This window comes from Mammaliicoccus sp. I-M35 (assembly GCF_022386455.1).
GTDB lineage: Bacteria > Bacillota > Bacilli > Staphylococcales > Staphylococcaceae > Mammaliicoccus > Mammaliicoccus sciuri_A.
In genome coordinates this window covers 198,684-211,246 of the sequence record NZ_JAJNIL010000001.1, presented here as the reverse complement: position 1 = coordinate 211,246, position 12,563 = coordinate 198,684, and the positions used below count along the sequence as shown (strand labels likewise).

The following is a 12,563-nucleotide window of genomic DNA, read 5'->3' as shown; positions in this document are numbered from 1 at the left end:
AAGCATGACAGATCGTATTTTAGTAGTAGATGATGAAGATAGAATTCGAAAATTAGTTAAAATGTATCTCGAAAGAGAAGGTTATGAAACTGATGAAGCGGATAATGGCCAAGATGCCTTAGATAAAGCTTTAAACGAAGATTATGACTGCATATTGTTAGACTTAATGTTACCTGAAATAGATGGAATCGAAGTATGTAAGAGAGTAAGAGAAACAAAATCAACACCTATTATTATGTTAACAGCTAAAGGTGAAGAAAATAATCGCGTTGAAGGATTTGAAATTGGGGCAGATGATTATATCGTCAAACCATTTTCGCCTAGAGAAGTTGTCTTACGCGTAAAAGCATTACTAAGACGTACTACGAATCATTCAATGGTTAATCAAACGAATACAGCTAAAGATTTAATTGTATTTGAAAACTTAGTCATTGATAATGACGCACATCGCGTATTAGCAGATCAAAAAGAAGTAAATTTAACACCTAAAGAGTATGAATTATTATTATATTTAGCAAAATCACCTGATAAAGTATTTGATAGAGAACAACTGTTGAAAGAAGTTTGGCACTATGAATTTTATGGTGATTTAAGAACAGTTGATACGCACGTTAAAAGATTGCGTGAAAAGTTAAATAGAGTTTCTGAAGATGCTGCACAAATGATTCATACTGTATGGGGCGTCGGTTATAAATTTGAGGTTCCTGAATAATGAATCGATTAAATAGTGTTGTTGTAAAACTGTGGTTATCTATTATTTTAATAGTAACGACAGTTTTACTTTTATTAAGCGGATTTCTTATAACTTTTTTACAATCTAATAATACATCTACTACAGGTGAAAATTTATATAATAATGCAAGTAAAATAGAACGATTATTACTGAGTTCACACGAAAAAGAGTCAGCAATCGATTATGCAAGAGCACTTGTTGAAGATCCTGCTGGACTCATTATCGTTAAAAATAGTGAGGATTTGACAGCAAGATCTGAAGACCCGTTAAAAGAAGTCATGCTTAATGAGATCAGAACTAATCATGCATTCGATAAAGTCTTTAATGAAGATAAGCACGTATTAAAAGAAATCAATTTAACTTATAACGGTGAGAAACATCAATATATTTTATTAGGCTATCCTTCACAAGCTTTTCCTGAAGACGATGCAGGTATCTTTTTATTCCAAGATATCAAATCCATTAAAGAAGCTCAAAATGTTGTTACATTGAGTATACTTGTTTCAGCCATTATATTATTAATCGTGAGTACGATCTTTGCCTTCTTCCTTTCAAACAGAATTACGAAACCTTTAATTCAATTGAAACATGCAGCCTTTAAAGTTGCTAAAGGTCATTATACTGAAAAAGTACCGATTTATACGCGTGATGAAATTGGCGAACTCGGTTTAGCATTTAATAAAATGAGTAAAGATATCCGTACAAACATAGATGATGTTAAATCGAAAAATAATATACAAGAAAAACTTATTAATTCAATGATCGATGGTGTGCTAGGTATTAATGACAAGAATGAAATCATTATTTCTAACTCCAAAGCAGATACATTCTTAAAAGAAGTAAGAGAATTTGATCATGTTGATATATCTACACAAAGAAACGACACATTTAAAGAAAAGAATACGCAGTTTTTCGAATACGAATTGGGACATAAATATTATGTCGTTATATCAACGTATATCGATAGCATTCAAAATGATGGTTCATCAGGTATTGTTGTAATCATTCGTGATATGACCGATGAACACCATATGGACCAAATGAAAAAAGACTTTATCGCAAGTGTTTCACACGAATTAAGAACACCAATTTCTATGTTACAAGGTTATACTGAAGCAATTGTTGACGGTATTGTAACTGAGAAGAAAGACGTTGATGATTTCTTATATATTATTTTAGATGAGTCAAAGAGATTAAGTAGATTAATTAATGAATTATTAGAAGTTGCCAAAATGGACGCTGAAGGCATTAAAGTTCATTTAGATGACTTTAACATTTCTACATTAATGAACAAAATTGATACTAAATTCTTACCACAAGCGAGAGAAAATGGATTGAATTTATCCGTTAAACATATTGGGAGTCTTACGAATTGGTATGGTGATAGTGATCGAGTTGAGCAAATTTTAACGAATTTAATCGATAACGCGATAAGATACACACATCAAAATGATACTATTAATGTTGTCTTTGATGATACAAATGAAGAAGACTTTGTTATAACAGTTCAAGATAGTGGCGTAGGTATCGCTAAGGAACATTTAGATCAAATATTTGATCGTTTCTATAAAGTTGACGCTTCTCGCACAAGAGGTAAACACGGAACAGGACTTGGTCTCTTTATCGTTCAAAAAATTATAGATGCACATCATGGTACGATTAAAGTTGATAGTAAAGAGGGTGAAGGCACTCAATTTACAATAACTTTACCAAAAGTTTAAATTGTTGAGTTATTTAGATGAAAATACCTGACCAATGTGCTAATATATATTTTGTAATTAAAACTAAATAAAAAAATTCATCTTCGGGGTTTGGTGTAATTCCATACCGGCGGTTAAAGCCCGCGACCCAATATATGTATGTATATTGGCTGACTTAGTGAAATTCTAAGGCCGACAGTTAAAGTCTGGATGGGAGAAGATGGAGGAAAAAATCTAGTCTTGACTAGGTTTATTTTGCGATAATTTTTCCTCCTATTCTTACGAGATGAATAGGAGGAGTTTATATGTCTAACGATAACAAAACAAAACGCTTACTCACTGTAAGTATGCTCATCGCAATCAGCTTTATTTTAATGTTTTTGAAATTTCCATTGCCATTTTTACCACCATATTTAACAATGGATTTCAGTGATATTCCTGTACTTGTCGCAACATTTGCGTTCGGTCCAGTTTCAGGTATATTAGTCGCATTATTTAAAAACGTATTGAATTTCTTAATTGTGTCACACGAACCAATTGGAAATACGGCTAACTTTTTAGCGTCAATATGTCTCGTCATTCCAACTTATTATTTCTATCGCATGAAAAAATCAAAATTATTTATGGGATATGGATTAGCAGTTGGTACAATCTTAATGACAATTCTCATGAGTTTAATGAATTACTTTGTTCTATTACCTTTATACGGACAAATTATGAATCTTGCAGATATTGCAAATAATTTAAAATTAATCGTATCTGCCGGTATTATTCCATTTAATTTAATTAAAGGTATTGTCATTTCTGTCATATACATTTTAATATTTGATAAACTTAAGTCTATTATAAAATAAAGAAAGGCTAGGACCTCACGTCCTAGCCTTTCTCATATATATTATTCGAATTTAAGTGCGTCTCCGTCGAATGATTCATCTGCTATTTTAATTGAATCTGTCGGACAACCTTCGAAAGCATCTTCCATATCTTCTAATAATTCTTCTGGGACAGCTTCGATTCCCTTATTGTCGTCTAGTATTACGTAGGCGATTCCCTCATCATCATAATCGTATATATCAGGGGCAGCTGCTCCACATGCGCCACATGCTATACATGTATCCATATCTACTATTGTGTATTTAGCCAAAATTTTCGCCTCCTTTAAAAAACATGCTACACTTATTATACATACTTATTTTAGTGATAACACTTAGAGATTTCAACATTTTTATGTTATTTGAGGTGACTTATTTGAAACAGATTATACTGAAAACCCTTTCCATGAAGCATGACAACAAAACTGATAAAAGTATTTATAACATTTTAATCGGTAAAAAGACTCATCAAACATATTTTGATGCAACGATTGAACATTTGAAATTGTATTATGGTTGTTTGCCAAATTTAAAATTTGAACAATTCGAACAAATCATTAACGAATCAGTGGAACATATTAATGAACCTATCATAGGCGACTTTTTCTATAGTCAGGCCATTCAATCTGTTAATACAATCTTATTATTAACTCAGATGATAAGTCAAAAAAAGCATAACCATTTAACATATCAACCAATCATCAATGATAAAGAGATACAATTTAAAGCTAAAGAAATTTACGTACACATTAAAGAAGTAGGCGAAGATAAATTTATAGAAGAAATATATCAGCTATTTGAAGATATGAATACATACTTTCAAACAATATATATGCATTATTTATTAGCAGGTTTTCGAGAAACGCCTTATACAATTGAACAAATTTCAATGATTGAAGATATTGGTATAATGGATTTAAGAGAACATTTAGTAGAAGAATATCAATTTATCCAAGTTGCGATACAAAATAAAGAACGTTATCCAATATTATCTCAGATTAAATATCAACCTTTGTTAAACCAACAAACATTCACAACATATGAATTATTAAATCGTACTTATGATATGGATCAACTAGCGAATATTAAACGTGTTAAGACGCATACGATTCATGACCATATTATTGAAATGTATATTAAAGGTTATTTAAAGGATAAGAATTTATACGTTAGTGATGACCAATACGCAAGATTTGTAGAAGTGATTCAACAAACACCTAATCAAAATTTGAAATTTTATTATGAAGCGTTAAATGATTTTACGTATTTCGAAATCAAACTCATGTATGTTTGCTATGCAATGGAGGGATTAAATGCTACAACAAGAACTTAAAAAGTATTTTGGATATGATCATTTTAGAAGTGGGCAAGAGGAAACAGTCCAAAACATATTAGACGGCCATGATGTGTTGAGCATCCTTTCAACCGGCGCTGGAAAAAGTTTATGTTACCAATTGCCAGCATATATAACTGGTGGCAGAGTGCTCATAATTTCTCCACTTATTTCTTTAATGGATGATCAAGTTGTTCAGATGAAATTAAATGGCGAGAAGAATGCTGTTGCAATCCATTCTGCTATTGATCCAAATGAAAGGTCAGATATATTTAGAAATTTATCGAACTATCAATTTATATTTTGTAGCCCAGAATTTATATATGAAGAACATAATTTTAAACGCTTTAAATCTATTGGTTTTAAATATATTGTCTTAGATGAAGCACACTGTTTAAGTGAATGGGGATTTGATTTTAGACCGCATTATGCACTGATTTCAAAAGTCACACAATACTTTAAACAAGCACAAGTTATCGCACTGTCAGCAACATTGACAAATAAAATGATGGAAGATATAGAAGTGATTACAAAGCGCCATTTTAAAATACATAAAGAAGGACTCAATCGTTCAAATATTATGTATCATCATGTTAATTTTGATAGCGAAGAAGAAAAAGATCATTACCTATTAGACACCATAAAAGACTCAGGACCAACTATTATTTATGTGTCATCTAAGAAGAAATGTCATGAATTAGCAGAAATGATTTATAAAGAAGGCTTTTTAACAGGGATTTATCATGGGGATTTAAATTATCAAGAAAGAACAACTGTTCAAACACAGTTTATCAATAACGATATTAAAATCATTGTCGCTACAAGTGCTTTTGGAATGGGTATTAATAAACAAGATGTAAGAACAGTGATTCATTACCATTTACCTACGTCACCTTCTAAATATGTACAAGAAGTTGGCCGAGCAGGACGTGATGGTGAATCCTCTCAAGCAATTAGTTTATTTACTGCAAGTGATATTCATATTTTAAGCCATTTAGCTAATGAACATGGAATTGATATTGATATGCTTAATTTATTCGAACAAGGGTATCAACTAAATGAGGAGATATCTAAAAATATCCAGTATCTTCTTGAATTATATCCACTTAAACAATTAAAAGAGAAAATTCAAGCTGAGCAGAATCAAAAACAATATGCATTTAGTTTTATGAGAAATTATATTCAAATCGATACATGTAGACGTACGTATTTAATGAATTATTTTAATGAACATGTTACACAAGATAATCATTGTTGTGACAATTGTAAGAATGCAAATTTATTAAAATTACCAAATATAAAAGAAGTCAAATTCAAAACTTCTTATAAAAATAGATTAAATGCAATATTTTAATAGGATTGCTTTACTTGATAAGTTCAACAAGGATATAATAAAGTATAATTCAATATATACAAAAAGATAATGATGAGGTGAGTTTATTGTCTAAAGATAATTTTAAAGACGAATTCGAAAAAAGTCGTCAAAAGATAGAACGACCTGAAGACAAGACACAAGAAGTAGAAAACAACAACGAAGAGGTAAACGATAAAAGTCAGCCAAATCGAAAAGAAACAGACAACAAAAAAGAAGAAAAACAACAAAGTAAACAAGAACAACAATATCCACCAAGAGGCGCACTAAGAAGACAACGTAGAAAAGAAGAAGCTAATAAACAGAAAGCAAAAGAAGAACAACATAAACAAGAAACACCTAAAGCTTCAGAAACACCAAATAACGAGGATAAGTCTTCTAAAAAAGCTGGAGCAATTGGCGCTGCAGGTGCAGTTGGTGCCGGAGCTGCAGGTGCAAGTGCAGTTAACGCCAATAAAAACACTCAAAATAATAAACCAAAACAAAAAAGATCTTTAACAGACAAACCTGAAACTAAGGATCAACAACCTAAAGATCAAAATGATCATAAAAAAGCTACAGGTGCTGCCGCTGCTACTGGCGCAGGCGCTAGTGCCGCAAGTAATTCTGCAAATCAGAATAATGCTAAAGATCAAAACAAAAAAGACAAGTCAAAAGGTAAAAAAGGTGCAGCAGCCGCTGCCGGAGCTGGCGCAGTTGGTGCTGGTGTAGCAGCATCTGCTTCATCAAATAAAAACAATAAACAAGAATCGAACAACAAAGATAACAAAGACAACCAATCTAAAAACAAAAAAGGTGCAGCCGCAGCAGCGGGTGCCGGAGCAGTTGGCGCTGGCGCAGCAGGTGCTGCAGGAGGCGGTTCAGCCGGTGGAGGTACACCACCAAGTAATGGTAGCAGTGGACAAAACGGCGATGATGGCAACTCAAATAAATTCAAGAAAGCACTTGTTCCTATAATAGCTGCAATTCTTATACTTGGTGCACTTGCCTTATTCTTAGGTATGTACTTAAATGGCGCAAATAAAGATAATGGTAAAGAAATTGCTGAAAAAACAGAGCAAACAAATAGTGACGCTAAGAAAAAAGCTGATGAACAAGCTGAAAAAGATAGAGCTAAAAAAGAAGACGAAGATAAAGCAAATGACAAAGCTAAAGAATCAAATGAAGACTCTGACAAAAACAGCGACTCAAATAACGCTTCTGAAAATAGCTCAGACGAAAGTAATTCAGATTCAGACTCAAATGCAAATAGCAATGAAGATAGCCAAAGCAACCAAGATCAAAACAGTGACGATAGCGTAAATCAATATAGTGATAGCGCAAGTAATGAAGATGTACAAAATGCAGCTGATGATGCAGCTAACAACCAAACAAATCAAAATACACAAAGTAATCAAAACCAAAATCAGTCTCAAGAATCACATACTGTAACTGGTAAAGAAAACTTATACCGTATTGCGATTCAATATTATGGTAGTGGATCACCAGAAAATGTAGAAAAAATTAGACAAGCAAATGGTATTTCTGGCAATGAAATATCTCAAGGTCAGAATTTAGTAATACCATAGACATAAACAAAAGGGGATGGCTTTATGTATTTAACGAATATTATGATACCAAAGGAAAAATGTTATATCGCGAATCCGAAAGATACAATTCACTCAGCACTTGATAAATTAGAACATCATGGTATTGATGGGTTACCAGTAGTTGCTGATGGAAAGTATATTGGCATGATTACGAGATATAGTATTTTCAGACATTACTTCTTCAAAAAAGAAAATGTCTCAAGGGATGAATTTATTGAAAGTACTAAAATTGAAGAAATCTTAACGTTAGATTTACACTCATTAAATGCAAACCAAGTAGTAGAAGAATCACTACTTAACTTGCAAGACTTTCCAATATTAGCAGTTGTAAATGACGAAAAAGATTTTCTTGGTATCGTAACAAGATATGATGTAATGGAACAATTTAAATCAGCATTCGGCATGAAACAAAAAGGAATTCGTATTGCGATTACTTCTGTAGAAGCTGAAGGCCGAATTAAACGATTATCAAGTATCATTGCTAAATTCAAACTCAACACAATATCATTTGTAACATTTGATGAAACAGATAAAATGTATCGCAGAATGATCATCAAAGTTGAGAAAACAAACAACTTAGAAAAATTCATTAAGTATTTAGGCAAAAATGGATTCAAAGTACTTGATGTATCAGAAGAATAAATAAAGCAAGAACCTGAACATGTGATGTGTTCAGGTTCTTTTCATTTTAATGGTGTTGAATATGGTGAAGTGGCAGCTGTTATGAACACTTCTCACCAAAACTGCTAATAACGACCTCCTTATTTGCACTTCTAACCAAACTTGCTAATAACGCCTAGCCACGCTACAATCCCAATCTTTTCATATATTCAGTTTCATTTTATTTTACTAATCTCGCATTATTGATATAATGATTGAGGATATTATAAGGAGTGAAAGTACATGCAAGAATATGAAAGCTTAATAATCGGTGGTGGCCCTTGTGGATTGAGTGCAGCAATCGAACAGAAGAGAAAAGGTATTAATGCTGTCGTGATTGAAAAAGGTAATGTCGTAGATGCTATTTATCATTATCCTACTCATCAAACATTCTTTTCTTCTAGTGATAAACTTGGTATTGGTGATGTACCATTTATCGTTGAAGACTTAAAGCCTAAAAGAAATCAAGCACTCGTTTATTATAGAGAAGTCGTGAAACATCACCAACTTGATGTAAGAACTTTTGAAGAAGTATTAGCTGTTAAAAAGGTTGATAATAGATTTTTAGTATCAACAACTAAACAAACGTATAAAGTGAGATTCTTAACAATTGCTACTGGTTACTATGGTCAGCCAAACGAATTAGAAGTGCAAGGTCAAGAGTTAAGTAAAGTAATGCATTATTTCAAAGAAGCACATCCATACTTTAATCAAGACGTTGTGATTATTGGCGGGAAAAATTCAGCTGTCGATGCAGCAATTGAATTAGAAAAAGCTGGTGCAAATGTAACAGTATTATACCGTGGATCAGAATACTCTAAAAGTATTAAACCATGGATATTACCTAACTTTGAATCATTAGCAAAACACGAAAAAATCACGATGCATTTTAACAGTGAAGTAGAACGTATCGATGAAGACACACTTACATTTAATAAAGAAGGTAAGTCATATACAATTAAAAATGACTTCGTCTTTGCAATGATCGGTTATCACCCTGATTACAAATTCCTAGAATCTTGTGGTGTAGAAACAATTACAAATGAATTTGGAACTGCACCTTCATATAACAGAGATACAATGGAATCAAATGTTGAGAATTTATATATCGCTGGTGTTATAGCTGCTGGTAACGATGCTAACACGATATTTATCGAAAATGGTAAATTCCACGGTGGCACAATTGCACAAGATATTGAAAGAAAAAAGCAAACACCTTTAGAATCATAAAAACAACCATGTTATTGGACAATTAGCCAGTAACATGGTTATTTTTTTATGCGAAATATTCAACTAAATCTTCTTTAGATAAATGATTACTTAAACCAACAAGTAGTTTAAGACGTGCTTTTTGTCCATTTAATCCGTTTGATAAAATAATGCCCATTTGTTGAAGTTGGTATCCGCCACCTTCATATGCGTAAATACCGCCTACAATTCCATTGAATGAACGTGAAACCATTACAACTGGAATATCAGCATCGAGCAAGTTCTGAATTCCTTGTAATGCAGTTGGTGGCATGTTGCCTTGACCAAGGGCTTCTATAATTAGACCATCATATTGTTTTTCTACAAAGAAATCTAATAAATCGCTTGATAGATCCATATGAGCTTTTACAATACCTATTTTGATATTTGGATTGATGTTTGGATATTTTTTATATGGAAAAGGTTGATGATGGAATATGACATGCGTCTTTGTAACACTGCCAATTGGTCCGTAGTTTGGACTTTGGAAAGTACTTGTGTTTGACGTATGTGTTTTTGTTACATTTTTAGCTGTATGAATTTCATCATTAAATACAACCATAACCCCTTTATTTTGCGCATCATCTGTTGATGCTACTTTTAAAGCTGAAACATAATTGTATAGACCATCCGAACCTATTTCATTTGAAGATCTCATGGCACCTGTTAAAATAATAGGTAACTTCGTATCTATTGTTAAATCTAATAAATACGCCGTTTCTTCTAAAGTATCTGTTCCATGAGTAATCACAAACGCATCATATTCATCTTTATCAATTGATTCTGTAATAATATCTTTCAATTGATTAATATATTGATTATTCATATGTGGGGAAGGTACTTGGAATGGATTTATTTCTGTAATATCACCTAGAGATTGTATAAATGCTTGATGTCTATGCATCGGATGTTCAGTATTTGTTTCTACTTTACCTGTATCTTTATCTTCAGACATACTAATTGTTCCACCAGTATGTATAACTAATATTCTCTTCATTTCTTTCCTCCTATTCATATGATTATAATTTATGATAAAATATATAAGATTAAAGAACAAGAGAGGTTATACAAATGAAAAAAATAAATATAGCAATAGATGGTCCAGCAGCAGCTGGTAAAAGTACAATCGCTAAACTCGTAGCACAACATTTTAATATGATATATGTGGATACAGGCGCTATGTATAGAGCGATTACACTTTATTATATTGAGCAAGAATCAGAAGACTTTGACCATCTTGTTAAAGAAATTGATTTGAAAATCGTATTAGATAACGGGCAACGTGTTATTTTAAACGGTAAAGATGTTTCAGAAAGAATCAGAGAAAATGATGTAACCGAAAAAGTTTCATATGTGGCCTCTAAAGAACCTGTAAGAACATTTTTAGTAGAAGAACAACAAAGATTAGCAGATGAGAAAAATGTCGTAATGGATGGTAGAGATGTTGGTACAACAGTATTGCCTGATGCAGAATTAAAAGTTTACATGATAGCATCAGTTGAAGAACGTGCTATTAGAAGATTTAAAGATAATGAATTACGTGGCATCGAATCTGATATCGAATCATTAAAGATTGATATTGAACGTCGTGACCAATATGATATGAATCGTGAAATCTCACCTTTAGTGAAAGCAGAAGATGCTATTAGTATCGATACGACTGGATTGTCAATTGAAGAAGTGACAAATAAGATAGTCGAACTTGCAAAAAGTAAAATGGTCTAAATAGTTCGAATTTCTTGACAATTTAGCCGCTTTATAAGAAGTTATTATTATGATATTTATTTAAAGGAGGCAATTTTGATGACGGAAGAATTCAACGAATCCATGATAAATGAAGTGCAAGAAGGTGACAAAGTTAAGGGTACTGTACAACAAGTAGAAGATAAACACGTAGTTGTGCATATAGTGGGTGGTAAATTTGATGGCATCATTCCAATTAGCCAACTGTCAACTCAACACATCGAAACAGCTAACGAAGTCGTCAATATTGGTGATGAAATCGAAGCATTCGTAACTAAAATCGAACAAAATGATGAAAGTGGACATTATATATTATCGAAACGAAAATTAGATGAAAATCTTTCATACGAAAAGTTACAAAAGATTTTAGAAGATGACGCAACAATCGAAGCTGAAGTAACTGAAGTTGTGAAAGGCGGATTAGTTGTTGATGCTGGTATTAGAGGCTTTATTCCAGCTTCATTAATCTCTGTAAACTATATTGATGATTTCTCTGACTATTTAGGTAAAGTATTAACACTTAAAGTTGAAGAATTAGATCAAACAAATAACAGAGTCATTTTAAGTCACAAGAAAGTTGAACAAGAAGCATTAAGTTCTAAAAAAGAAGACTTACTCAATAATATTTCACAAGGTGATGTATTAGAAGGTACTGTCGCTAGAATTGCGAACTTTGGTGCATTCATTGACTTAGGTGGCGTAGATGGACTTGTACATGTATCTGAGTTATCTCATGATCATGTTAAATCACCTGACGAAGTTGTAAAAGTTGGCGATACGGTTAAAGTTAAAGTGCGTGCTGTTGATAGAGAAGCAGAAAGAATTTCTTTATCTATTAAAGACACGTTACCAAGCCCATTTGAACAAATCGATTCACAATTCACTGTTGGTGATATCGTACCAGGTAAAGTCGTGCGTTTAGCTCAATTCGGAGCATTTGTAGAAATCGCACCTGGCTTACAAGGTTTAGTTCATATTTCTCAAATTAGCCACGAGCACATCGGTAATCCTGACGAAGTATTAGAAAAAGGACAAGATGTACAAGTGAAAATTCTTGCTGTCGATAAAGACGAAGAAAGAATTTCTTTATCTATTAAAGATACAATCGAACAAGAAACTGATTTTGATGAATCATATTTAAACCAACAAGATACAGATGATGATAATCCTACTTTAGGAGATGTCTTCGGAGATAAATTAAAAGATTTTAAATTATAATATGTGTGTATATAAGAGACTGGAACATAATGAAATGTTTCAGTCTTTTTTAGTTTTTTAATTCGATAGGCTAAATAGTCATCATATGTTAAAAT

The 12,563-nt window shown here is 32.3% G+C and carries 12 protein-coding genes and 1 riboswitch; of the genes, 10 read left to right on the top strand and 2 right to left on the bottom strand.

Annotation, left to right across the window (positions count from 1 at the left end; all coding sequences use genetic code 11):
- The first annotated feature begins 4 nt into the window (after positions 1-4).
- The 3 genes from LQ679_RS00985 (at position 5) to LQ679_RS00975 (ending at position 3,287) form a co-directional block, all read left to right on the top strand.
- Positions 5-712, top strand: coding sequence for a response regulator transcription factor (locus LQ679_RS00985; protein WP_025907062.1), 708 nt, complete (start codon positions 5-7; stop codon positions 710-712).
- Positions 712-2,454, top strand: a complete 1,743-nt coding sequence (locus LQ679_RS00980; protein WP_239761945.1) for an ATP-binding protein — start codon at positions 712-714, stop codon at positions 2,452-2,454. Before LQ679_RS00985 ends, LQ679_RS00980 begins: the two co-directional genes overlap by 1 nt.
- A gap of 75 nt (positions 2,455-2,529) precedes the next feature.
- A riboswitch (FMN riboswitch) is annotated at positions 2,530-2,659 on the top strand.
- 79 nt (positions 2,660-2,738) lie between these two features.
- The gene (locus LQ679_RS00975; RefSeq protein WP_025907065.1) at positions 2,739-3,287 is read left to right on the top strand and encodes an ECF transporter S component; all 549 of its coding nucleotides are present in this window, start codon (positions 2,739-2,741) and stop codon (positions 3,285-3,287) included.
- Positions 3,288-3,328: 41 nt separating this feature from the next.
- Here LQ679_RS00975 and LQ679_RS00970 read toward each other — a convergent pair whose 3' ends face one another.
- The gene (locus LQ679_RS00970; protein ID WP_016913182.1) at positions 3,329-3,577 is read right to left on the bottom strand and encodes a ferredoxin; all 249 of its coding nucleotides are present in this window, start codon (positions 3,575-3,577) and stop codon (positions 3,329-3,331) included.
- A 134-nt stretch (positions 3,578-3,711) separates the two neighbouring features.
- On the opposite strand from LQ679_RS00970, the gene LQ679_RS00965 reads away from it, so the two are divergent.
- The 5 genes from LQ679_RS00965 (at position 3,712) to LQ679_RS00945 (ending at position 9,489) form a co-directional block, all read left to right on the top strand.
- Positions 3,712-4,638 carry a helix-turn-helix domain-containing protein gene (locus tag LQ679_RS00965; protein WP_239748136.1) on the top strand — a complete coding sequence of 309 codons (927 nt, stop codon included), beginning with the start codon at positions 3,712-3,714 and terminating at the stop codon, positions 4,636-4,638.
- The gene (locus tag LQ679_RS00960; protein ID WP_126477480.1) at positions 4,619-5,992 is read left to right on the top strand and encodes a RecQ family ATP-dependent DNA helicase; all 1,374 of its coding nucleotides are present in this window, start codon (positions 4,619-4,621) and stop codon (positions 5,990-5,992) included. Before LQ679_RS00965 ends, LQ679_RS00960 begins: the two co-directional genes overlap by 20 nt.
- Before the next feature lie 86 nt (positions 5,993-6,078).
- Entirely contained in the window at positions 6,079-7,578 is a 1,500-nt protein-coding gene (locus LQ679_RS00955; RefSeq protein WP_275589869.1) for a LysM peptidoglycan-binding domain-containing protein, read from the top strand.
- A 24-nt stretch (positions 7,579-7,602) separates the two neighbouring features.
- The gene (locus tag LQ679_RS00950; protein ID WP_037588166.1) at positions 7,603-8,241 is read left to right on the top strand and encodes a CBS domain-containing protein; all 639 of its coding nucleotides are present in this window, start codon (positions 7,603-7,605) and stop codon (positions 8,239-8,241) included.
- A gap of 261 nt (positions 8,242-8,502) precedes the next feature.
- The gene (locus LQ679_RS00945) at positions 8,503-9,489 is read left to right on the top strand and encodes a YpdA family putative bacillithiol disulfide reductase (protein WP_025907077.1); all 987 of its coding nucleotides are present in this window, start codon (positions 8,503-8,505) and stop codon (positions 9,487-9,489) included.
- A gap of 46 nt (positions 9,490-9,535) precedes the next feature.
- Here LQ679_RS00945 and LQ679_RS00940 read toward each other — a convergent pair whose 3' ends face one another.
- The gene (locus LQ679_RS00940) at positions 9,536-10,504 is read right to left on the bottom strand and encodes an asparaginase (protein ID WP_119594078.1); all 969 of its coding nucleotides are present in this window, start codon (positions 10,502-10,504) and stop codon (positions 9,536-9,538) included.
- Positions 10,505-10,578: 74 nt separating this feature from the next.
- On the opposite strand from LQ679_RS00940, the gene cmk reads away from it, so the two are divergent.
- A complete protein-coding gene (cmk, locus tag LQ679_RS00935) occupies positions 10,579-11,232 on the top strand; it encodes a (d)CMP kinase (protein WP_058611250.1) in 654 nt (217 codons plus the stop codon).
- Positions 11,233-11,310: 78 nt separating this feature from the next.
- Positions 11,311-12,468, top strand: coding sequence for a 30S ribosomal protein S1 (gene rpsA / locus LQ679_RS00930; protein ID WP_037588164.1), 1,158 nt, complete (start codon positions 11,311-11,313; stop codon positions 12,466-12,468).
- Positions 12,469-12,563: the final 95 nt, after the last annotated feature.

What these genes read in the sequence shown, in the direction of transcription:
- LQ679_RS00985 (WP_025907062.1), top strand. Translation starts at nt 5, where the DNA reads ATGACAGATCGTATTTTAGTAGTAGATGATGAAGATAGAATTCGAAAA.
- LQ679_RS00980 (WP_239761945.1), top strand. Translation starts at nt 712, where the DNA reads ATGAATCGATTAAATAGTGTTGTTGTAAAACTGTGGTTATCTATTATT.
- LQ679_RS00975 (WP_025907065.1), top strand. Translation starts at nt 2,739, where the DNA reads ATGTCTAACGATAACAAAACAAAACGCTTACTCACTGTAAGTATGCTC.
- LQ679_RS00965 (WP_239748136.1), top strand. Translation starts at nt 3,712, where the DNA reads ATGAAGCATGACAACAAAACTGATAAAAGTATTTATAACATTTTAATC.
- LQ679_RS00960 (WP_126477480.1), top strand. Translation starts at nt 4,619, where the DNA reads ATGCTACAACAAGAACTTAAAAAGTATTTTGGATATGATCATTTTAGA.
- LQ679_RS00950 (WP_037588166.1), top strand. Translation starts at nt 7,603, where the DNA reads ATGTATTTAACGAATATTATGATACCAAAGGAAAAATGTTATATCGCG.
- LQ679_RS00945 (WP_025907077.1), top strand. Translation starts at nt 8,503, where the DNA reads ATGCAAGAATATGAAAGCTTAATAATCGGTGGTGGCCCTTGTGGATTG.
- LQ679_RS00940 (WP_119594078.1), bottom strand. Translation starts at nt 10,504, where the DNA reads ATGAAGAGAATATTAGTTATACATACTGGTGGAACAATTAGTATGTCT.
- cmk (WP_058611250.1), top strand. Translation starts at nt 10,579, where the DNA reads ATGAAAAAAATAAATATAGCAATAGATGGTCCAGCAGCAGCTGGTAAA.
- rpsA (WP_037588164.1), top strand. Translation starts at nt 11,311, where the DNA reads ATGACGGAAGAATTCAACGAATCCATGATAAATGAAGTGCAAGAAGGT.